A 20438-nucleotide genomic window follows, 5' to 3' on the forward strand; every position below is an offset into this window, starting at 1 on the left:
AGAGGCCTTGACTGACACCTGAGCGCTCAACGCTTTTCCTGATTCCTCGGCCAGCTCAGGCTGAAGCACGCGCCGCCCAGACTTTTGCTCTTGCCAATCAACGCTCGTCCATCGTGCCAATGGATGATCCGACGCACGATGGACAGGCCCAGGCCATGCCCACCCGACGCACGGGTACGGCTGTCATCGAGTCGCAGGAACGGGGTGAAGATTTTCTCCCACGCGTTTTCCGGCACACCCGGTCCATCGTCCTCGACGTCGACCCGACAACGTTGCTGCCCCACCTGATAGCTGACCGTTACCCTGGACGTGGCGTGGCGCATCGCGTTGCTCACCAGGTTTTGCAGCGCCCGATGCAGGTAGCGGGGTTCAGCTTCGACCCAGGCATCGTCGCAATCGGCCGCAGACAGGCACAAGCCACGTTGCACCGTCACCTGCGAACGCAGAGGCGCAAGCTCTTCGATCACCTGATTGACCAGCGCATCGAGATCGATACGCTGAAAGTTCAGGGCCGGTGAGCCCTGCTCCAGGCGCGCATAGGTGAGCATCTCGTCCACCAGCTTATCGAGATCTTCGATGTCGTGATCCATGCCTTCACAGTACTTTTGCAGCGCTTGCGGTGTGGACGCGGAACCGATCATCTCCAGGCCAAAGCGCAGGCGCGCCACCGGTGTGCGCAGTTCGTGCGACACGGCGCGCACCAGTTCCCGCTGAATCGCCAACAACTGCTGCAAGTGCTCGGCCATCCCGTTGAATGCTGACGCCAGACGCCCCACCGAATCGACGCCCCGTGCCGGTACTCGGGTTTCCAGGCTGCCTTTGGCGATGCGCGTGGCTGCCGCTTCCAACCCGCGCAAACGACGCTCGAGCTGACGCACCAACAAATAAACGATCAAACCAATCAGGCTCAAACCCAGCGCCGCGATCAGCACCAGCCACTCCGGCGGATAAGGGTTCATCTGGTACAGCGGGCCGATCTCCAGCACCCACGGCGTACCCACCATCCCGGCAAACACCCGGATCGAATCGCCCCCCTTACCCAGCGCCATCACCGTGTCGCCTTCGGAAACCCGCCGGCTCTGGTCCTCATCCATGTCCGCGTCATCGACCGTGACCAGTCGCAAGTCGAAACCGAAGCCCTTGTCTTCTTTCAATTGCGCCAGGCGCTTGGGTTGGTCGGCCACCGGGACGCGCACCAGTTCGTCGGCCAGCAGGTAAATGGTCGCCCGGGCCAGTTGCTCGCTGATCTGCTGCACTTCCCCTGTCAGCACCAACTGTTCCTTGTCGCTGACCAACCGATAAACCACCGCCGCGTGCGGCCCGGTTTGTTCGACCAGCGCCTGGCCGCGCAGCACACGAGTGCGCTGGGTGAGATCAAGGTCGGTCTGGGTGAAGGTCTTCAGCGCCAGCGGAATACCCAGCAGGCGCTCCCACACCAGCAAGGCACGGTGGCGTTCGGTTTCGTTCATGGGTTGCAGGTTGTCGGCCATCAACGAGAACGTGCCATGAGCCAGGCGCTCGCGGTATTGCTCGCTGCGCACCTGATTGAGCAAGTGCAGGGCCAGCACGCCGAGCACCGCCACCAGAATCAGCGCCGCGCACATGCCGCCGTAAATTCGCAGGAAGATCGAGTTCACAGGGTGCAGGCTTCCGGAACGAACAAATAGCCTTTGCTGCGGATGGTCTTGATCAGCCGAGGGTGCTCCGGGTCATCGCCGATCTTGGGGCGAATGCGCGAGATGCGCACATCGATGGAACGATCCTGCCCGTCGTAACCGATGCCGCGCAGTGCGGTGAAGATCTCTTCGCGGGAAAGTATGCGCCCGGCGTTGGCCACCAGCAGCCAGAGCAGATCAAACTCGGCGCTGGTCAATTCGATACTGGCGTCACGCAGCCAGGCCTCGCGCAAAGCGTTGTCCACCACCAGCGGACCGAACTGCAGACGCCGTTGTTTTTCCGGGGCGACCTCAGGCGCCTCGCTGCGCCGCAGCAAGGCCTGGATACGCGCCAGCAAGAGCCGAGGACGAACCGGTTTGCACACATAGTCGTCTGCCCCCATGTCCAGCCCCAGAATCTGATCGGTGTCGTCGGTACGAGCGGTGAGCATCAGAATCGGGCCGTCGAAACGGTCGCGAACCTTGCGGCAGATGCTCAAGCCATCTTCGCCGGGGAGCATCAAGTCAAGGATCACCAGGTCTGGCTGCTCCTTGATGATGCGGGCCGCGGCCAGTGCCCCGTCACCTTCGATCGAAACGCGCAGGCCGTTGGCCTCCAGGTAATCGCGGGTCAGTTCGGCCAGACGCTGGTCGTCCTCCACAATCAAAACCTGCCAGGCTTCTTGCTCCACGGTGACCTCTGCTTGCCGAAACACTAATAAGGAAGGATCCACCCGTCTTTTTGTAATGATTGGGGAGGATAAGAAAATGCGTACACATGGGCCGATTGTATAAACGTCGCTCGCCCAGAACACAAGGCGGCAAATGCGTTCGGACATGGGCATTTTTTGTGGTAGGGTTCGCGCCCTTAAAAAACCACCGGACAGTTTCCGACCGCTGAAAACCCATGACAAACGGTCTACTCCAGCAGGGTCGCGGGCTACACGCTGATTCCAGGTTTCACACACAATTTACGCACAGGCTTATCCACAGGTAGTACGTTGCAACACCCTCCAAAACGCACTATCTTGTACCCCGGCGCGAAAAAAACCCTACATGTAGGGTTTTGCACAAAAAACCAAACACAAACCAGACACCAATTTCAAGCGCTTTTATTGCCTCTTTCTGGTTGAACCAAACGTATTTTCGAAAGACCAAACCGCTCGTGCGGATGGCTACTGTTTTTGGGCCGTAAACGGCGAAACGGTACGGGTGTTGCAGTCAATTGCTGTCACCCAAAAGGAATTCGGTTTCAGGCTCCAGGCCTGCGACCAAAGACTTCGGCATGGAAGCGGCGCCCCAATAGCCCCTTCCTGATCTGTCCCGAAGTTGGTATGCCCGGCCCCCGCCGGTTGTAGTGCTTCAGGACGGAACGGTGGGCACCGAGACGGTGCCCAAACAAACATAGAGAATGTGGAGACAACCCCCCATGCAAACCGACACAACTCGCGAGAACCCGCAGGGCACCTTGCCGCAGGCCGCTGATTCGAATTCGGATCTGTCCGCCACCGCGCCTGGCCAACTGCGCGTGATCAAGCGTAACGGCACTGTCGTTCCTTATACCGATGACAAGATCACCGTCGCTATCACCAAAGCGTTTCTCGCAGTTGAAGGCGGTACCGCTGCCGCTTCGTCGCGAATTCACGACACCGTTGCCCGCCTGACCGAGCAGGTCACCGCGACCTTTAAGCGTCGCATGCCTTCCGGCGGCACGATCCACATCGAAGAAATCCAGGACCAGGTTGAACTGGCCCTGATGCGTGCCGGCGAGCAGAAAGTTGCCCGCGACTACGTGATCTACCGTGATGGTCGTTCGAAAGAACGCGCTGCCCATGCGCCGGCCGAGGAAGCGGTCAACGCTCACCCGTCGATCCGCATCACCCGCGCCGATGGCACCTTTGCTCCGTTGGACATGGGTCGTCTGAACACCATCGTCACCGAAGCGTGCGAAGGCCTGGAAGAAGTCGACGGCGACCTGATCCAGCGCGAAACCCTGAAAAACCTGTACGACGGCGTGGCCCTGACCGACGTCAACACCGCCCTGGTGATGACCGCCCGTACGCTGGTCGAGCGTGAACCCAACTACTCGTTCGTGACCGCTCGCCTGTTGATGGACACCCTGCGTGCCGAAGGCCTGAGCTTCCTGAACGTTGCAGAAAGCGCGACCCACCACGAGATGGTCGACCTGTACGCCAAGGCCCTGCCTGCCTACATCGCCAAGGGTATCGAATTCGAATTGCTGAACCCGGTCCTGGCCACCTTCGACCTGGAAAAACTCGGCAAGGCAATCAACCACGAGCGCGATCAGCAGTTCACGTACCTGGGCCTGCAAACCCTGTACGACCGTTACTTCATCCACAAGGACGGTATCCGCTTCGAACTGCCGCAGATTTTCTTCATGCGCGTGGCCATGGGCCTGGCCATCGAAGAAAAGAACAAAGAAGACCGTGCGATCGAGTTCTACAACCTGTTGTCGTCCTTCGACTACATGTCGTCGACTCCGACCCTGTTCAACGCCGGTACCCTGCGTCCACAGCTGTCGAGCTGCTACCTGACCACCGTGCCGGATGACCTGTCGGGCATCTACCACGCGATTCACGACAATGCCATGTTGTCGAAATTTGCAGGCGGCCTGGGCAACGACTGGACACCGGTTCGTGCACTGGGCTCTTACATCAAGGGCACCAACGGCAAATCCCAGGGCGTCGTTCCGTTCCTGAAAGTCGTGAACGACACCGCCGTTGCCGTTAACCAGGGTGGCAAGCGCAAAGGCGCTGTCTGTGCCTACCTGGAAACCTGGCACATGGACATCGAAGAGTTCATCGAGCTGCGCAAGAACACCGGTGATGATCGTCGTCGTACCCACGACATGAACACTGCCAACTGGATTCCTGACCTGTTCATGAAGCGCGTCTTCGATGACGGCAAATGGACCCTGTTCTCGCCATCCGAAGTACCGGACCTGCACGACCTGACCGGCAAGGCTTTCGAAGAGCGTTACGAGTACTACGAAGCCCTGTCCGAGTACCCGGGCAAGATCAAGCTGTTCAAGACCATTCAGGCCAAAGACCTGTGGCGCAAAATGCTGTCCATGCTGTTTGAAACCGGCCACCCTTGGCTGACCTTCAAAGACCCTTGCAACCTGCGCAGCCCGCAGCAGCACGTGGGCGTGGTTCACAGCTCGAACCTGTGCACCGAGATCACCTTGAACACCAACAAGGACGAGATCGCCGTTTGCAACCTGGGCTCGATCAACCTGCCGAACCACATTGTCAACGGCAAGCTGGACACCGCCAAGCTGGAACGCACCGTAAACACTGCCGTTCGCATGCTCGATAACGTTATCGACATCAACTACTACTCGGTGCCACAAGCGAAGAACTCCAACTTCAGGCACCGTCCAGTCGGTCTGGGCATCATGGGCTTCCAGGACGCGCTGTACCTGCAGCATATTCCTTACGGTTCCGACGCTGCCGTCGAGTTCGCCGACAAGTCGATGGAAGCGGTCAGCTACTACGCGATCCAGGCTTCCTGCGACCTGGCTGACGAGCGCGGTGCCTACGAGACGTTCCAGGGTTCGCTGTGGTCCAAGGGCATCCTGCCGCTGGATTCGCAACAGATCCTGATCGAGCAACGTGGCCAGAAGTACATCGACGTTGACCTGAACGAATCCCTGGACTGGGCACCGGTTCGCGCCCGTGTACAGAAAGGCATTCGTAACTCCAACATCATGGCCATCGCGCCGACCGCGACCATCGCCAACATCACTGGCGTCTCGCAGTCGATCGAACCGACCTACCAGAACCTCTACGTGAAATCGAACCTGTCGGGCGAATTCACCGTGATCAACCCGTACCTGGTTCGCGACCTGAAGGCTCGCGGTCTGTGGGATTCGGTCATGATCAACGACCTGAAGTACTACGATGGTTCGGTGCAGCAGATCGAGCGTATCCCGCAAGAACTCAAAGAGCTCTATGCAACGGCGTTCGAAGTGGACACCAAGTGGATCGTTGACGCGGCAAGCCGTCGTCAGAAGTGGATCGACCAGGCTCAGTCGCTGAACCTGTACATCGCTGGCGCTTCGGGCAAGAAGCTCGACGTCACCTACCGCATGGCTTGGTACCGTGGTCTGAAAACCACTTACTACCTCCGTGCCCTGGCAGCGACCAGCACCGAGAAGTCGACCATCAACACGGGCAAGCTGAACGCTGTTTCGAGCGGCGGCAACCACGGTGAAGATTCGGTTCTGGCAGCTCCAGCCGGTCCAGCTCCAGTGCCGAAGGCTTGCGCCATCGACGAGCCGGATTGCGAAGCTTGCCAATAAGCTGAGCCGGTAAAACGAAACCCCCGACAGGCCTCAGGCGTGTCGGGGGTTTTCTTTTTCAGGTCTTTAAACATCAGAAGATCTTGATATACGTACAGGTATGAAAAACCCCTCTTCCGAGGGGTTTTTATTTAACGCTACAACCCAACCAGCATCAGGTCATCTGAATGATGGTCTGCATGATGGTGCTCTGGGTGGAGATGGTCTTCGCGTTCGCCTGGTAGTTACTCTGCGCCTTGATCAGGTCGACCAGTTCATTGGTCACGTTGACGTTGGACTCTTCCAGGGAATTGGAGCGGATCGTACCCAGGCTACCGGTTTCCGGCGAGTCGTAGCCCGGAATACCCGATGAGTAGGTTTCTTTCCAGGCAGTGCCACCGACCGCTTGCAGGCCTTGTTCATTGGTAAAGCTGGCCAACGATATCTGGCCGATCGGCTTGGTTTGGTAATTACTGAAATTCGCCAGCAGTACGCCGCTGCCATCAATGGTCAGGTTGGTGATCTGGCCAGTGGCGTAGCCGTTCTGTACCGGAATCGAACGTGCGGTGTCGGCGTTGTATTGGGTGGTGTTGCCCATGGCGATGGTCACGCCATCCGGGTTGGAGCTGGCGCCGTTGGCCTTCCACACGCCGTCGGTCACAGTACCTGGAACCCAGTTGGTCACCTTCAGCTCATTGCTGATGGTCGAAGTCGGCGGAGTCGTCGGCGGAGTCACTGGCGTGCTGATTTGGGTTAGTTTGCCAGCCGAGTCAAATGTCATGGTCGAAGGAACCGGGTTGGTCGGCAGGCTGCCGTCCATGTTGCGTCCATCGATCAGCGTGTAGGTATCCCACGTGTTAGCACTGGTTTTCACCATGTACTGATTCATCTCGTGCTGGTTGCCCTGGCTGTCGTAGATCGGCGTATTGAATTGCTTGCTATAGGTCTCAGACTTGGTTGGATCGAATTTGTTGGTGGCAACGGTCTGGTCAATGACCTTATCCGTGGAGTTCAGGTTAATCGTCGACGACACCGCGCTACTCGACTTCGGAGCCAGGTTGGAGGTGTCGATACGCAGGTCGGTCAACATACCGTTCTGGATCTTGCCGCTGGCATCCACACCGTAGCCCTGCAGCCGGGAAGTGCCGTCGGTGTTGGTGACATAACCGTCCTTGTCGACCTTGAACGTACCGGCGCGGGTGTAGGACAGCGAACCGCTGTTATTGAGCACGAAGAAACCGGAGCCGTTGATGCCCATGTCCAGTACGTTACCGGTGCTGCTGATATCGCCCTGGGTGAATTGCTGGGAAACGTTGGCCAGGCGCACACCGCTGCCGACGACCTTGCTTCCGGTACCCAGCTTGGTGGCCGAGTAGACGTCTTCGAATTCCGCACGGGACGATTTGAAACCGGTGGTCGCGACGTTGGCGATGTTGTTGCCGGTCACGTCCAGTTGTTTGTTGGCTGCAAAGAGACCGCTAAGGCCGATATTGAAAGACATGTTTCACTCCTTTATGCCGGGTTAGTCGGCTTTACATACCAATGGTTTGTACTTTGGACAGGGCGATGCTGCCCAGCCCGGCGAGGTTGAGCATCAACTCACCGCCCGTCTGGCTGATGGTCACGCTGTTGACCGTCGCTGGCAGGTTGGTGACCAGCGATACAGCCTGGCTGTCGATGGTGGCCGTCGCCGCGAAGGTGTAAGTACCCGACTCGACCGTATTACCCGCGCTGTCTTTTCCGTCCCAGATAAAGCTGGCATTGCCGGCAGTCTGGCTGCCCATGTCGATGGTGCGGACGACCTTGCCGTCCTTGTCGGAAATCTTCAGCGCGACCGCAGGGACAGAGCCCGGAATGGCCACGGTACCGGTCATGCTCTTGGAGGTATCGACAACCGCTTTATCGCTAGGCGCGATCACGGAACGCCCCACAAGCGACGAGGCCTGCAAAGCCTGCGACGAGTTGTAGTTACCGGCAATGCCACTCACCGTATCGTTGAGTGTGGTGATGCCTTCCAGACTGCTGAACTGCGCCAATTGGGCGACGAACTCGCCGTTGTCCTGCGGTTCGAGCGGATTCTGGTTTTTCAGCTGGGTCACCAGCAACTGCAGGAACGCGTCTTTGCCCAGGGCTTTTTTGCCGGCAGCGCTATTGGTTGCCGACGCCAGGCCATCACTGGTGGTGGAGGTGTTCTTGATCGAGGAGTTGGCCAGGATGTCGTTGAGGCTCAAACCGCTTGTCGTATCGGTAACACTCATCTGAGTCGCCCCTTATCACTGACCGAGAGTCAGGACCTTCTGCATCATGGTTTTGGCCGTGTTCATCATTTCGGCGTTGGTCTGAAAGGACCGGCTCGCGGAAATCATGTCGGCCATTTCCTCCACGACGTTGACGTTCGGGTAGTAGACATAGCCCTTGGCATCAGCAGCCGGATGGTTCGGCTCGTAGCGAGCCTCCAGGTTGCTCTGGTCTTCGACCACACCCAGCACTTGCACACCCTGACCCGCCGCGTCCTGATTCTGGAACAGCGAATCGCTGCCGCCGCTCTGGCCACCCTGGAACATGGTGGCGAACACCGGATGACGCGCGCGGTAGGTTTGATCGATGCTCGACGAGACGGTCTCGGCGTTGGCGATGTTACTGGCGACGGTGTTCAGGCGAGTGGTCTGGGCACTCATGCCGCTACCGGCAATGTTGAAAACACTGGACAGGGACATGAATTACTCTCCGCGCAGGGCTGAAATCAGCCCTTTGAATTTACTGTTGAGCAAGGTGAAGCTGGCCTGGAAGTTGACGGAGTTTTCCGCGTAGTTCGACTGTTCCAGCTGGGCGTCCACGGTGTTCTGATCAATCGACGGTTGCATCGGCGTGCGATACAGCAATGACTCGTCACCGCTGTCCAAGCCTTGGGCCTCGATATGACGGCTGTTGGTCATGTTCAGCGCGAAACCGCCGCCGCTCTTGGTTTTCTCGCTCTGTTCGGCAAGCACCTTCGAGAAGTCCAGATCCCGAGCCTTGTAGTTCGGGGTGTCCGCGTTGGCGATGTTGTTGGCCAGGACTTCGGCACGCTGTGCGCGGAAGTTGAGAGCCTGTTGGTGAATACCGAGCGCTTTATCGAAGCTGATGCTCATGTCGGGAAACCTTCGGGTGACCTGATTTTTCGTACGGTGAACTTAGCAAGCCGCGTGCCAATCGGAAAAACCCCGCAAACAGTGGGTTTGCGGGCAGTGGCAAGGGTGGCAATGACAGAAAAGCGGCAATCGACTTCCGCCGCCTGCCGCTTTTCTGCCGCTTTCCAAGGACAACACCTATCCGTGTAGGAGCTGCAATTGCGGCAGACATAAAAAAGGGAGCCCCTGAGGACTCCCTTTTTTATGTCTGCCGCAATTGCATCACTTCGCCTGGTAAATGATCCCTGGGCTGCACTGGACCATCTGGTAATGATCCGGCAATCCATTCAGCGCTTCGGAAGCGCCGAGGAACAGATAGCCCCCCGGTTTCAACGTGCTATGGATGCGCAACAGGATGTCTTTCTTCACCTCGGCGGAGAAGTAGATCAACACGTTGCGACAGAACACGATGTCGAACTTGCCAAGCGCCGCGTAACTGTCCAGCAGATTGAACGAGCGAAACTCCACCCGACTCTTGATCGGCGCCTTGATGGCCCAGCGTCCCGGTCCCTTGGGATCGAAATAACGCTGCAGACGCTCGGGCGAAAGACCACGACCGATTGCCAGGCTGTCGTACTCGCCAGTCTTGCAGTTGGTCAGCATGGTGCCGGAAAGATCAGTGGCAACGATCTGCACACCCATCTTCAATTGCCCCAGGTTGACCCGCTCGAACTCATCGATCGACATCGACAGCGAATACGGTTCCTGACCCGACGAGCACGCGGCCGACCAGATTCGCAGGCGCTGGCCGGGCGCCGCCTTGATCGCTTCCGGCAGTACCTTGTTCTTCAAGACTTCAAACGGATAGGTGTCACGAAACCACAGGGTTTCGTTGGTCGTCATGGCATCAACCACCATCTCGCGCAAACCACTGCGCGGCTGGGTCTGGATGCGCTGGACCAGCTCACCCAGGGACTTGATGCCTTGCTGCTCCATCAGTTTGTTGAGACGGCTCGATACCAGGTACTGCTTGTTTTCACCAAGCAAAATGCCACAGGCTTTTTCCAGGAATACCCGGAACTGTTCGAAATCCAAATTACCCGTAGACAATGATGCCGCCTCTTAACTCGTGTTGACCGCCAGGGACAAAAGGCCCCTAGCTGATATCTGCTGCTTTGATCCGGTCGACTACCCGGGATGCCAGGTCATCAGGGCGGAATTTGGCAAGGAAGTCATCGGCACCGACTTTCTTGACCATCGCCTGATTGAACACCCCCGACAACGAAGTATGCAGGATGATATGAAGCTTTTGCATGCGAGGGTCACTGCGGATCTCGGCGGTGAGGGTGTACCCGTCCATTTCCGGCATCTCGATGTCGGAAATCATCATCAGGAACTCTTCTTCCGGCTTTTTACCTTCATCGACCAACTTGCGCAGGTAATCCAGCGCTTGCCGACCGTCGTTCAGCGCCACCACTTCGACGCCGACCGTTTGTAGACAACGCGAGACCTGCTTGCGTGCCACCGACGAGTCGTCGACCGTCAGCACGCGCAGGGACAGCGCCTTGTGCTGGGTTTCGACATCCACGACGCCCACGGAAATCGCTTCCGGTGTCGGCGCCACTTCCGCCAGGACTTTCTCGACGTCGATGATTTCGACTAGCTGATTGTCAACGCGGGTCACTGCCGTGAGGTAGTGATCGCGTCCAGTGCCCTTGGGCGGCGGATGGATCTCCTCCCAGTTCATGTTGACGATGCGTTCCACCGAGCGCACCAGGAAACCCTGGGTCTTGGTGTTGTACTCCGTGATGATCACGAACGGATTGCTCTGATCCAGCAATCGACCTGAACCGGTCGCCATTGCCAGATCCATAATCGGAATGGTCGCCCCCCGAATACTCGCCACACCGCACACGACAGGATTGGACTTGGGCATCACGGTCAGCTTGGGGCATTGCAGCACCTCGCGAACCTTGAATACGTTGATCCCATAGAGCTGCGGACCGTCAAGACGGAACAACAACAGCTCCAGGCGATTCTGCCCTACCAGTTGCGTGCGCTGGTTTACTGAATCCATTACACCAGCCATGCCCAGACTCCTACTACCAACGCTTCAGTGTGTTGCGACGCACATTCATTGCTAAACGGCACGGCGCTTGCTTTTTAACTCGTATGAACACAGAACCGACATTTTTCCGACGCCTGACCTCAAACTTTCGCAAATCGCTTTGCGCGATGTCGGCCGTTTGCCTGTTCAACGCTGGCAGCCCTGCCCTTGCTGATGCGGTTACCTTGCCTGACATGCTTATCGGCGTCACCCAGGGCTTTCTTGAATTCACCGTAGAAGACTATTTGGCGACCAGTCAAACTGAAGGTCGTTATGAGATCCAGGTCAGCCAGCTCGATCCGCGTCTGCGCATGCCAATGTGCGACAAGGAATTGACAGCGAGCCTGGAGAGTCCGGCCAAGCCACTGGGGCGCGTTACGGTGAAGGTTCGCTGCGAGGGCGCCGCTCCCTGGACCGTGTTCGTACCCGCTCAAGTCCGGCTGTTCCGCGACGTCGTCACCACCACCCGACCGCTACGTCGCCTCGGTGTTGTCGAACCCGACGATGTGATCCTGCGCGAGCGTGATATCAGCTTGATCAGCCAGGGCTACCTCACTTCGCTGGATCAGGCGATCGGGCAAAAACTGACCCGACCAATGGTCGCCGATCAGCTGATCACTCTGGTGAACATCGAGCAGGCGGAAGTCATCACCAAGGGCGATCAGGTGGTGATTACCGCCCGTAGCGGCACACTCAGCGTGCGCATGCCGGGAGAAGCGCTGTCCAACGGTGGTTTGCGAGACCAGATACGCGTAAAAAACCTGAATTCCCAGCGGGTCATCAAGGCGCAAGTTATCGCGCCCGGCCAGGTGGAAGTCGCCATGTAGTACCTCGGGTATTGGTGTTTAGATGGCGCACCGCTCGACTGTTCCCTAAACTGTGACTCATCCAGGGCAAGTGCTGACGCGCGCAAGCTCATTGATAAATGAGTCTAAAGTTTTCCAGGGTTTGGCCGAAAACATGGCAAGCGTCCAAATACCCAGAGGTTTTTTGATCATGGTCATCGATTTCAGCCGTCTAAACAGCTCCTCGTCACTTACGGGCAGTACACGTACCAGCGCCAGCAAGGACACGGCAGAAGCCGCCAAGTCCGCGCCGCTGAATACCCCGGCCGCAGAGGCCACTACCGTCAAAAGCGGGGAATCGGTACACCTCAGCAATGAGGCTCAGCAGTTGCAAAAGGTCACTGACAAGCTGCGCGATCAGCCCGCTGTCGATAATGCCCGCGTGGCAGAGTTGAAAGCAGCGATTGCCGATGGCAGCTATAAAGTCGACAGCAACCGTGTAGCCAGCAAACTGCTCAACTTCGAAGCCCAGCGCTAGGCTCCGGTCTGCGCGAGGCTTTTGGACGCTTAAAACCCAAGGCCAGCCATGCACGATACTAATTTACTGCAACTGATCATCGACGACTTTGCTCCAGCGCAACAATTGCTCGAGTTATTGCAAACCGAGGCCATCGCGTTGCATGGTCGCGACATGCGACTGCTCGAAGACATTCTGGCGCAGAAGCAGGCATTGATCATTTTGCTTGAACAGCATGGCCGCAAGCGCAGTGCGATCCTCGCCAGCCTCAACCTGCCGATCAATCGCCAGGGTCTGGAGCAATTGGCCGCCCAATCGAGCATTGGCGATCAGTTGCTGGCTCAGAGTGATGTTCTCACCGATCTACTGGCCCAGTGCCAGAGCACCAACGTCAGCAATGGCCAGTCCATCATGATGCAACAGGCTGCCACGGCGACCCAGCTGAAAATCCTCCACGGCGGCGACACACCAGCGCTTTATGACGCCCGCGGATCGACCTCTGTACTCGCGAAGCGGGGGCCTCTCAGTCAGGCTTGAACCCGCCGATGAGCCCGCACTATCAAGACGAGAAACATGCTGGCAAAATGCTGGCTAGCCGCAGTCAAATTTTGTCTGGAGATTGATGAACCGTGTTCAATGCCTCAAGCGCGGAAGATGCTCCGCAGCCACCCAAGGTGCTCGCAACGCCCCTTGAGATCTCCGGCACCCTACGTCAGCTGCAAGACAGCCACGACCCTCTGATCATTACGTTCCATGAGCGCAGCCAGCGCTTCCAGAGCTATCTGGTGGGTATTGACCGTGACAGCGGCACGATCTCGCTTGACGAAATGATTCCACGGGACGGTGAACGCTTCCTGCTCGCCGGCGAACCGTTCAAGGTCGAAGGCTTCCACGATGGTGTTCGCATCGCCTGGGAAAGCAATGGCGCGCTGACCATCGACGAAACGGGTGGCACTCGCTGCTATCACGGTCCGATGCCCGACGAAGTGGTTTATCACCAGCGCCGTAACGCATTCCGCGCCGCTCTTAAACTGGCACAGCTGGTTAGCGTCGATCTGGACGGTGAAAAGCTCAAGGCACCGATCAGCGGAAAGCTGCTGGACATCTCTGCTACTGGCTGCAAATTGCGCTTCGACGGCGATATCAGCTCGAGCCTGCAACTGGGGCAGGTCTACGACCGATTTGCTGCCGCCCTGCCCTTCGGCAAAATGACGGCCCCCGTCGAACTGCGTTACCTGCATTTCGAAGAAAAGATTTCCACCACCTTCGCCGGTGTTCGCTTTCATAACATGAGCGGGCTGGTGCAGCGTCAGGTCGAAAGATTCGTCTATCAGCTTCAGCGCGAAGCACGGCGTTTCGACAAAGACGACCTCTGAGTTAATGCTTCAATAAAAAACGGGCAGTCCTTTTGGGGACTGCCCGTTTTTTTTGTGCGTGAATCTCAGGGCCTGGCTTCGGTGAAGCTCTGCTCGCGGCCTTCGTCAGGGTCTGGCGGCGACGGGTCGGTCTCAGGTTTTTCTTGCGGCTCTGATTCTGGTTCCGGTTCCGGCTCTGGTGTGATCGGGTTCTGCATCTGATCCTGCACCACCTGCTCATCAACTCGAGGGTCAAGGGCCGCTACCAATGGCGAACTCGACATGCTGTCCGGCATGGCCACGTGATGCAGCGGCGCATCGTCCACCTGATGCAGGTTGGTGACGGCTTTCGGACGAATCCGCCAGACCAGTACCAACGCGAAGAAGCTGAAGAACGCGTAGAGCATCTGACTGCCGAACAGCTTCATCAGAACCCCGGCAACCAACGGCCCGATACTGGCACCTACGCCGTAGGTCACCAGTAGCATCGCTGTCAGAGACACCCGGCGATCGCCTTCGACGTGGTCGTTGGAAAAAGCCACTGCCAAGGGATACAGGCAAAATTGCACCAGGGAGCAGAAGAAACCGGTGATAAACAGCACTTCCAGCGGCACCTGCTTCATGATCGCCAGCGGCAATGCAGCCACCGCCAGGCTGAACGCGAAGCAACGGATCAACAGCGCCCGATCATAACGGTCGGACAACCATCCCAACGGCCACTGCACCAGCAGGCCAGCAAAAATGCAGCTACCCATGAACAAGCCCACTTGCTCGGTAGACAGTCCTTGCTGGGAGGCATACAGCGGCGCCAGACCATAGAACGAACCCACAATCAGCCCCGCCCCCAGCACCGTACTTAACGACTGCGGTACGCGCTTGATAAAGAACCGTGGTTCCATCGGCGCAGGGTGCAAGGGTGCAGGGTGAATCCGTCGGGTCAAGGCCACCGGCACCAGGCACAGCGCAAAACACAAGGCGACCAGCATCAGCAGCTCGAGGCCGAGCGCCGGGTGCATGACCAGAATCAACTGACCCAATACCAGGCCAAGGTACGAGGCGATCATGTAGCCGCTGAACACCAGGCCGCGTTGCTTGGCTTCGGCCTGTTCGTTAAGCCAGCTTTCGATGACCATGTACTGGCACATCATGCCCAAACCGACGATGACCCGCAGGAACAGCCAGGCGGGCAGCCAGTCGACCAATCCGTGTCCCAACACGGCCGCGCCGACGATACCGGCACACGCTGCGTAAGCCCGAATATGCCCGACACGGGCAATCAATCGGTGACCGATCTTCCCACCCAGCACCAGGCCGAAGTAGTTGGCCGCCATCAAGGCACCGACCCACAAACTGTCGACGTTGTCGGCTGCCAGGCGCAAGGCCAGGTAGGTACTCAACAAGCCCGAGCCGATCAACATCATCAGCGAAGCGAAATACAACGCTCGAAAGGATTTCCAGATTTGGCGCATCGGCGTTCCGAGCGGCTCCTTGCAGTAAGTGTCGGACTATCCGAAAAGATAGCCCGATGACGATGATTCGTCAGGCCTGGGCTGCCAGAACACGTCGCTCCCAGGGAGTAATTTCATCATAGAAGCTGGTCAACTCCATGGACTTCGAAGCGATGTAGCCTTCGATGAACTCCTTGCCAAACAGTTCCTTCGCCAATTGGCTACGTTTCAGACGCTCAAGAGCGGCATGCAAGGTACACGGCAATGAAAGATTGTCCGGCACCTCGAATTCACCCTGTATTGGCTCACTGGGCTCCAATGTGTTTTCAATGCCATATAACCCGGCTGCCAGGCTGGCCGCAATCGCTAGATAGGGATTGGCGTCAGCCCCTGGCAAACGGTTTTCAACCCGACGAGCGACCGGCGAACTGGCCGGGATGCGCAACCCGGCGGCTCGGTTGTCGTGGGACCAGCAAGCATTGTTCGGCGATGCGAAGGGATGGCACAAGCGCTGGTAGGAGTTCACATTTGGCGCGAACAGCGCGGTGAAATCGGCCATGCCGGCCTGCTGACCGGCGATGAAATGACGAAAGATCGGGGTCGGTTCGCCAGCCTTGTCGCTGAACACGTTATTTCCCGTGTCGATCTCGACGATGCTCTGGTGAATATGCATCGAACTACCCGGCGTGTGCGCCAACGGCTTGGCCATGCAGACTGCGGTCAGGCCATGTTTGAGGGCCACTTCTTTAAGCAGATGCTTGAACAGGAACGTCTGGTCGGCCAGCAGCAGCGGATCGCCATGCAGCAGGTTGATCTCGAACTGGCTGACGCCCATTTCGTGCATGAACGTATCGCGCGGCAGGCCAAGCGCTGCCATGCATTCATAGACCTCATTGAAGAAGGGCCGCAAGCCGTTGTTGGAACTGACACTGAACGCCGACTGCCCGTCTTCACGTCGACCGTCCAGGCCGATTGGTGGCTGGAAGGGTTGAGTGGGGTCGGTGTTGGGCGCAAATATGAAAAATTCCAGCTCGGTCGCCACGACGGGCGCCAGACCGAGGGCGGTGTAGCGGGCAATGACCGCTTTAAGCTGGCCGCGGGTCGATAGATTCGAGCTTTCGCCGGTGAGTTCGTCCGCATCGCAAATGGCGAAGGCTCGTGGTTGCTTGCTCCACGGCAAGCGATAGACCTGCGAAGAATCAGGCACCAGCGCGAGATCGCCATCATCACTGCCATAAAAGCGTGCCGGCGGGTATCCGCCCATGATGCACTGCAGCAGCACACCGCGCGCCAGTTGCAAACGGCGGCCTTCGAGAAAACCCTCGGCGGTCATCACCTTGCCACGGGGTACGCCATTCAAATCCGGTGTGACACACTCAATCTCATCAATGCCCGTCAATCGCTGTGCGAGTGAGCCCTGGCCCTGGGTTGTCATGACGCTATCCTTGTTATTGTGCGAGCCGCGAACGGCGACCCGTACAAAATAGGCTCCGCGTGTTCGGAATATCAAGCAGCGCTCAAAAAAATGTAGCCTTCAATAGCGCCTGCCGGGCCGTACTTCTCACGGGAGATAAAGACTGAACACCGCGCCGCCCAGTGGGCCGCCATTGCTGATTTCGGTACGACCACCCACACCATTGCGCTGGTGCAACGCAGCAATACGCCCGGCGAAGTACAAGCCCAACCCCGTACTGCCCGTGGTGTGGTTGATGCCCTGCACGTAATCCGCCTGACGCTCGAGCATTTCAGCGGAATAACCTTCGCCATCGTCATTGACGGTGATGACTAACTGCCCGGCGACATCGCTGGCGCTGACCAACACAGCATGCCGCGCGTAACGAATCGCATTGTTGATGCAGTTGCCAAGCACTGTGGCGATCAGCTCTCGGTCAAAGAAACCCAGCGGGCTCAACGGGTCGACTTCATAGGTCGCCATGATCGAGCGACTGACGAATACGTCCTGGTGACACGCCAGTTGCGCCTCGATGAAATCGTCCAGTTCATGGTAAGCCGGCTGCAACGGCATCTGGTTGACACCGAGTTTGTACAGCCCCAGCAACTGCACCAGCATTGCGTTGAGGTGCGCAAACTCGAACTCGATCACCCCCTGCTCCGGCGACTGCCGAACAGGGTCGGGAAAACGGGCCAACCATTGGTTGTGGGCCTGCATCACCATGGCCAGTGAGTTCTTCATGTCGTGTACGGTTGAAGCAATCACCGTGGAAAAGTCCAGTGCCGGGTCGTCTTGGTTCATCCGCCGAACGCCTTTGATTTCAGTTTCTGATAACGCGCAGAACGCACGTCCGTGTCAGGCATCAAGCCAACCATCTTCAAGCAGGTCTGGCACTCGTCCAGCTCGGCGGACGGCACGCTGGCATCGGTGCCATGTAGCAATGACTGCGCCAAGTTCAGCGCGATGCTGATGTTCTTCGGCTGCAGTGCCAGGGCCTTGCGAAATACCGTGCGCGCTTCGACCAGGTTGCCGGTTTTGTAGATTCGCACGCCTATGCGATTAAGATCAGCGGCGACGTTGCCGGCATTGAGGATGTTCGGGTCATCGGTCAACCTGGCGATGCCCTTCATTACCGTCGGGTCGTCACCGTAAATTTCCGCGCAGTTTTTCAACATGGATGCGCCGGCCTCGGGCTGCCCGAGCATTTGCAGTTGCTTTGCCACTAACAGCGCGGCTTCGGCGCTCATGAAGTTTTCCATGCCGTCGAGCCGCTGTATGGCTTGTTCGGTGAGCTTCTCGGCGGTTTCCGCGTCGTTGATCAACATGCTGGTGGCTTTCATCAATCGCGCACGGATCTGCAGACCGGGATCAGCGGGGTTTTCCTTGGCGACGGCGCTCAATGTTGTATTGATCTCCAGACGGGTCCGCGTATCAAGCCCCTTCTCACTGCCTTTGCTGATCAAGGCGTGGGCCAGGCCGAGATTGCTTTCTGCGTCCTTGAAGCGCGATTGGGCACCTTGTGCCACGGCCTGGCGGTAAGCCTTGGACGCGGTATCGAAATCCTCGTTGGTCATCGCCAGCTTGCCCAGCTGCGCCTGCCTACGCACCGCCAGGGGCGAAATGCGAACGGCCTCTTCCAGCACCCGCTGAGCCGCCTTGGTGTCACCTTCAGAAACCAGAACATCGGCCATGCCGTCGTAGAGCGCCGGCATCATCGGAAACACTTTCAGGGCTTTTTCATAAACGCCCTTGGCTTGTAAGACTTGCCCGCGCTTGAACAATAATTTGCCCAGCCCGGCAAACGCCCAGGGCAGCGGCCGATCAGCGATGATGCCGTCGTACAAACGCTCCAGCGCTTCGTTTTGATTGAGGTCACGCAGGGCGTCGGCGCGATAACGCAAGCACAACGGCGAGTAACGGATGTCCTGCTTGCACAAGGCGATGCAAGCGTTGAGCACTTCTATCGGTTTCCCACGATCGAGCGCTTGCAGGATCGGCTTGAGCAAGGTCTTGCGCTGCACCAGCCGTTCCAGCCGCTGGGCCAGTCCGGCACGATTGAATGGTTTGGTCAGATAGGCGTCAGGCTCGTGTTCCAGAGCGCTCAACACCATGGCCTGGCTGGTTTCCGCAGTGACCATCACGAACACGCTTTCATGGCTGATCAGCTTATCGACCATGAGGTCTTCGAGGACCTGTTGACCGTTCTTCTTGCCGTCGCCCAGATGGAAATCCTGCAGGATAAAATCGTAGGCCTTCTGCGAACACATGCGCAGCGCTTGCTCACCAGTGTCCGCAGTATCGACATCCTTGACGCCCAGCTCCCGCAGCATTGACCTGACGGAACTGCGGAAATCCGAGAAATCATCAACGATCAGGAAACGCTTTTGGTGATACGACAGCATCGAAGATTTCCAGGCAATTGAAGGATATTTCTGGGACCGTCAGTGTTATCGGCCTGAGGTGGCATTCCCTTGAGACGGTAGTCATTGAATTACGGGTTAAATATATAAAGGTGCAACGATCAAACAGGTTAATCCTGCGTTTCTGCCACGCGTCCATTGACCTGTTCTTCCGCGATTTGGCCGAAGTACACCGAGAGCGCGCGCTCTGCATCGTTTTGTCGGGCACGGGCACTGATGGCGCCGTCGGTTTGTCGCGTATCAAGGAACACGGGGGTTACGTTCGCTCAAGCACCGGAAGACCCTGAATTCGATGGAATGCCTCGCGCCGCCGTTGAAACCCGGATGGTCGATATGGTGCTGCCGGTGGTAGAACTGCCGCAAAAGCTACTGGAACTGTGGCGCAACTCTCGCGAAATTCGCCTGCCGACGGCGAACGACCCGGAACTTCACGCTATTGCCACTGTGTTCGAGCGTGATGCGGCGCTGGCCGAGCAGCTGCTTCACAACATCCTGATCCAACTGCGCACCGGCACCGGTCATGACTTCAAACATTACAAGCGTGCCGCGGTGTTACGCCGGATCGAACGACGGATGCAGGTCACCGGCCAGCCGGACCTGAGTGGCTACCGCTACCTTCAAGACAATCCAGAGGAAACCAAGTCGCTGCTGGAGGATATGCTTATTGGCGTGACCAACTTCTACCGTGATCGCGAAGCGTTTGAGGCGTTGGAGCGCAACGAGGCACGGTTGAGGTCAGTTCAGCAGGGTTGGGCACTGGTTGTACCTTTACTGTTTGTTTGCCACTGACGCGAACTGGGTATGACGCTGAGGCGCCGGAGCAGGTTGAAGAGGTCTCTGGAAGACTGAGCGGATTAACGATTCTGTTGGTCGATGACTCTGCGGATGTGCTGGAAACCTTGAAGATGCTCCTGGAGATGGAAGATGCACAGGTGACTGCGTTCGATCGTCCGGTGACGGCGCTGGACGCGGCCAAGAGTACCCGCTTCGACTTCATCATTTCAGACTTGGATATGCCGGTTATGAACGGTCACGAATTGATGAGCGCTTTGCGTCAGCTGCCACATCATTTTCGCTCCATGAATGGTCTATGGAGTAAGGCACAGAGGTTACTGACTTTCCAATGTAGGTCGTCGGGGCAAATGATTGTGGTATTGGCACTTTCCTGCGGACAAAACAAAACCCCTGTTCGCGTTAGCAAACAGGGGTTTCGGAATTTAATCTTGACGATGACCTACTCTCACATGGGGAAACCCCACACTACCATCGGCGATGCATCGTTTCA

General features: G+C 57.7%; 19 protein-coding genes and 1 pseudogene. 8 read left to right on the forward strand and 12 right to left on the reverse strand.

All coding sequences use genetic code 11. From position 1 onward, the window contains the following. Positions 1-26: 26 nt before the first annotated feature. Positions 27-1637: an ATP-binding protein gene (locus H7698_RS25290; RefSeq protein ID WP_194693135.1), complete on the reverse strand. Its 1611-nt coding sequence runs from the start codon at positions 1635-1637 to the stop codon at positions 27-29. After that, on the reverse strand, positions 1634-2347 hold the full coding sequence (locus H7698_RS25295) for a response regulator (protein WP_162438007.1): 714 nt from the start codon (positions 2345-2347) through the stop codon (positions 1634-1636). The genes H7698_RS25290 and H7698_RS25295 overlap by 4 nt, the downstream gene beginning before the upstream one ends. A gap of 737 nt (positions 2348-3084) precedes the next feature. Here H7698_RS25295 and H7698_RS25300 point away from each other — a divergent pair. Continuing rightward, positions 3085-5979, forward strand: a complete 2895-nt coding sequence (locus H7698_RS25300) for a ribonucleoside-diphosphate reductase subunit alpha (RefSeq protein ID WP_162437936.1) — start codon at positions 3085-3087, stop codon at positions 5977-5979. Between the two features lie 154 nt (positions 5980-6133). Here H7698_RS25300 and flgE read toward each other — a convergent pair whose 3' ends face one another. From flgE to H7698_RS25330, 6 genes are all read right to left on the reverse strand, one after another. Then, positions 6134-7459 (reverse strand): flagellar hook protein FlgE, encoded by a 1326-nt coding sequence (gene flgE, locus H7698_RS25305; RefSeq protein ID WP_194693136.1) that lies wholly within the window; start codon positions 7457-7459, stop codon positions 6134-6136. Positions 7460-7490: 31 nt separating this feature from the next. After that, positions 7491-8216: a flagellar hook assembly protein FlgD gene (flgD, locus tag H7698_RS25310; protein ID WP_162437934.1), complete on the reverse strand. Its 726-nt coding sequence runs from the start codon at positions 8214-8216 to the stop codon at positions 7491-7493. Between the two features lie 15 nt (positions 8217-8231). Then, positions 8232-8675: a flagellar basal body rod protein FlgC gene (flgC, locus tag H7698_RS25315; RefSeq protein WP_007937507.1), complete on the reverse strand. Its 444-nt coding sequence runs from the start codon at positions 8673-8675 to the stop codon at positions 8232-8234. 3 nt (positions 8676-8678) lie between these two features. Next, entirely contained in the window at positions 8679-9089 is a 411-nt protein-coding gene (gene flgB, locus H7698_RS25320) for a flagellar basal body rod protein FlgB (RefSeq protein WP_194693137.1), read from the reverse strand. Positions 9090-9350: 261 nt separating this feature from the next. Further along, positions 9351-10178, reverse strand: coding sequence for a protein-glutamate O-methyltransferase CheR (gene cheR / locus H7698_RS25325; RefSeq protein ID WP_045061805.1), 828 nt, complete (start codon positions 10176-10178; stop codon positions 9351-9353). A 46-nt stretch (positions 10179-10224) separates the two neighbouring features. After that, positions 10225-11157 (reverse strand): chemotaxis protein CheV, encoded by a 933-nt coding sequence (locus H7698_RS25330; RefSeq protein WP_162437932.1) that lies wholly within the window; start codon positions 11155-11157, stop codon positions 10225-10227. A gap of 83 nt (positions 11158-11240) precedes the next feature. On the opposite strand from H7698_RS25330, the gene flgA reads away from it, so the two are divergent. The 4 genes from flgA (at position 11241) to H7698_RS25350 (ending at position 13853) form a co-directional block, all read left to right on the forward strand. Beyond that, a complete protein-coding gene (gene flgA / locus H7698_RS25335; RefSeq protein WP_162437931.1) occupies positions 11241-12002 on the forward strand; it encodes a flagellar basal body P-ring formation chaperone FlgA in 762 nt (253 codons plus the stop codon). A 169-nt stretch (positions 12003-12171) separates the two neighbouring features. After that, complete coding sequence (gene flgM, locus H7698_RS25340; RefSeq protein ID WP_162437930.1) at positions 12172-12498, forward strand: flagellar biosynthesis anti-sigma factor FlgM; 327 nt, start codon at positions 12172-12174, stop codon at positions 12496-12498. A 48-nt stretch (positions 12499-12546) separates the two neighbouring features. After that, positions 12547-13014, forward strand: a complete 468-nt coding sequence (locus H7698_RS25345; protein WP_162437929.1) for a flagella synthesis protein FlgN — start codon at positions 12547-12549, stop codon at positions 13012-13014. Positions 13015-13106: 92 nt separating this feature from the next. Next, on the forward strand, positions 13107-13853 hold the full coding sequence (locus tag H7698_RS25350; protein ID WP_162437928.1) for a flagellar brake protein: 747 nt from the start codon (positions 13107-13109) through the stop codon (positions 13851-13853). 65 nt (positions 13854-13918) lie between these two features. Here H7698_RS25350 and H7698_RS25355 read toward each other — a convergent pair whose 3' ends face one another. From H7698_RS25355 to H7698_RS25370, 4 genes are all read right to left on the reverse strand, one after another. Continuing rightward, positions 13919-15301, reverse strand: coding sequence for an MFS transporter (locus H7698_RS25355; RefSeq protein ID WP_194693138.1), 1383 nt, complete (start codon positions 15299-15301; stop codon positions 13919-13921). 70 nt (positions 15302-15371) lie between these two features. Beyond that, positions 15372-16613 carry a glutamine synthetase family protein gene (locus H7698_RS25360; RefSeq protein ID WP_194693152.1) on the reverse strand — a complete coding sequence of 414 codons (1242 nt, stop codon included), beginning with the start codon at positions 16611-16613 and terminating at the stop codon, positions 15372-15374. A 228-nt stretch (positions 16614-16841) separates the two neighbouring features. After that, complete coding sequence (locus H7698_RS25365) at positions 16842-17534, reverse strand: sensor histidine kinase (protein WP_194693139.1); 693 nt, start codon at positions 17532-17534, stop codon at positions 16842-16844. Next, positions 17531-19135 carry a tetratricopeptide repeat-containing response regulator gene (locus H7698_RS25370; protein ID WP_194693140.1) on the reverse strand — a complete coding sequence of 535 codons (1605 nt, stop codon included), beginning with the start codon at positions 19133-19135 and terminating at the stop codon, positions 17531-17533. The genes H7698_RS25365 and H7698_RS25370 overlap by 4 nt, the downstream gene beginning before the upstream one ends. Positions 19136-19245: 110 nt before the next feature. Between H7698_RS25370 and H7698_RS31475 the strand changes: the two are divergent. The 3 genes and pseudogenes from H7698_RS31475 to H7698_RS25380 all read left to right on the forward strand — a co-directional run. Beyond that, a pseudogene (locus tag H7698_RS31475) lies at positions 19246-19462 on the forward strand (chemotaxis protein CheB); the annotation flags it as partial. Between the two features lie 24 nt (positions 19463-19486). Then, complete coding sequence (locus H7698_RS25375; RefSeq protein ID WP_235992950.1) at positions 19487-19942, forward strand: hypothetical protein; 456 nt, start codon at positions 19487-19489, stop codon at positions 19940-19942. Between the two features lie 77 nt (positions 19943-20019). Further along, on the forward strand, positions 20020-20438 hold a 419-nt coding region (locus tag H7698_RS25380; RefSeq protein ID WP_194693141.1), incomplete at its 3' end, for a response regulator.

The sequence above is a fragment of the Pseudomonas sp. p50(2008) genome, from assembly GCF_015351605.1.
In the GTDB taxonomy this organism is placed as follows: Bacteria; Pseudomonadota; Gammaproteobacteria; order Pseudomonadales; family Pseudomonadaceae; genus Aquipseudomonas.

Bases quoted from the DNA above. Each gene is read 5' to 3' on its own strand.
- H7698_RS25300 (WP_162437936.1), top strand. From the start codon at position 3,085: ATGCAAACCGACACAACTCGCGAGAACCCGCAGGGCACCTTGCCGCAG.
- flgE (WP_194693136.1), bottom strand. From the start codon at position 7,459: ATGTCTTTCAATATCGGCCTTAGCGGTCTCTTTGCAGCCAACAAACAA.
- flgD (WP_162437934.1), bottom strand. From the start codon at position 8,216: ATGAGTGTTACCGATACGACAAGCGGTTTGAGCCTCAACGACATCCTG.
- flgC (WP_007937507.1), bottom strand. From the start codon at position 8,675: ATGTCCCTGTCCAGTGTTTTCAACATTGCCGGTAGCGGCATGAGTGCC.
- flgB (WP_194693137.1), bottom strand. From the start codon at position 9,089: ATGAGCATCAGCTTCGATAAAGCGCTCGGTATTCACCAACAGGCTCTC.
- H7698_RS25330 (WP_162437932.1), bottom strand. From the start codon at position 11,157: ATGGCTGGTGTAATGGATTCAGTAAACCAGCGCACGCAACTGGTAGGG.
- flgA (WP_162437931.1), top strand. From the start codon at position 11,241: ATGAACACAGAACCGACATTTTTCCGACGCCTGACCTCAAACTTTCGC.
- flgM (WP_162437930.1), top strand. From the start codon at position 12,172: ATGGTCATCGATTTCAGCCGTCTAAACAGCTCCTCGTCACTTACGGGC.
- H7698_RS25345 (WP_162437929.1), top strand. From the start codon at position 12,547: ATGCACGATACTAATTTACTGCAACTGATCATCGACGACTTTGCTCCA.
- H7698_RS25355 (WP_194693138.1), bottom strand. From the start codon at position 15,301: ATGCGCCAAATCTGGAAATCCTTTCGAGCGTTGTATTTCGCTTCGCTG.
- H7698_RS25360 (WP_194693152.1), bottom strand. From the start codon at position 16,613: ATGACCGCCGAGGGTTTTCTCGAAGGCCGCCGTTTGCAACTGGCGCGC.
- H7698_RS25365 (WP_194693139.1), bottom strand. From the start codon at position 17,534: ATGAACCAAGACGACCCGGCACTGGACTTTTCCACGGTGATTGCTTCA.
- H7698_RS25370 (WP_194693140.1), bottom strand. From the start codon at position 19,135: ATGCTGTCGTATCACCAAAAGCGTTTCCTGATCGTTGATGATTTCTCG.
- H7698_RS25375 (WP_235992950.1), top strand. From the start codon at position 19,487: ATGGTGCTGCCGGTGGTAGAACTGCCGCAAAAGCTACTGGAACTGTGG.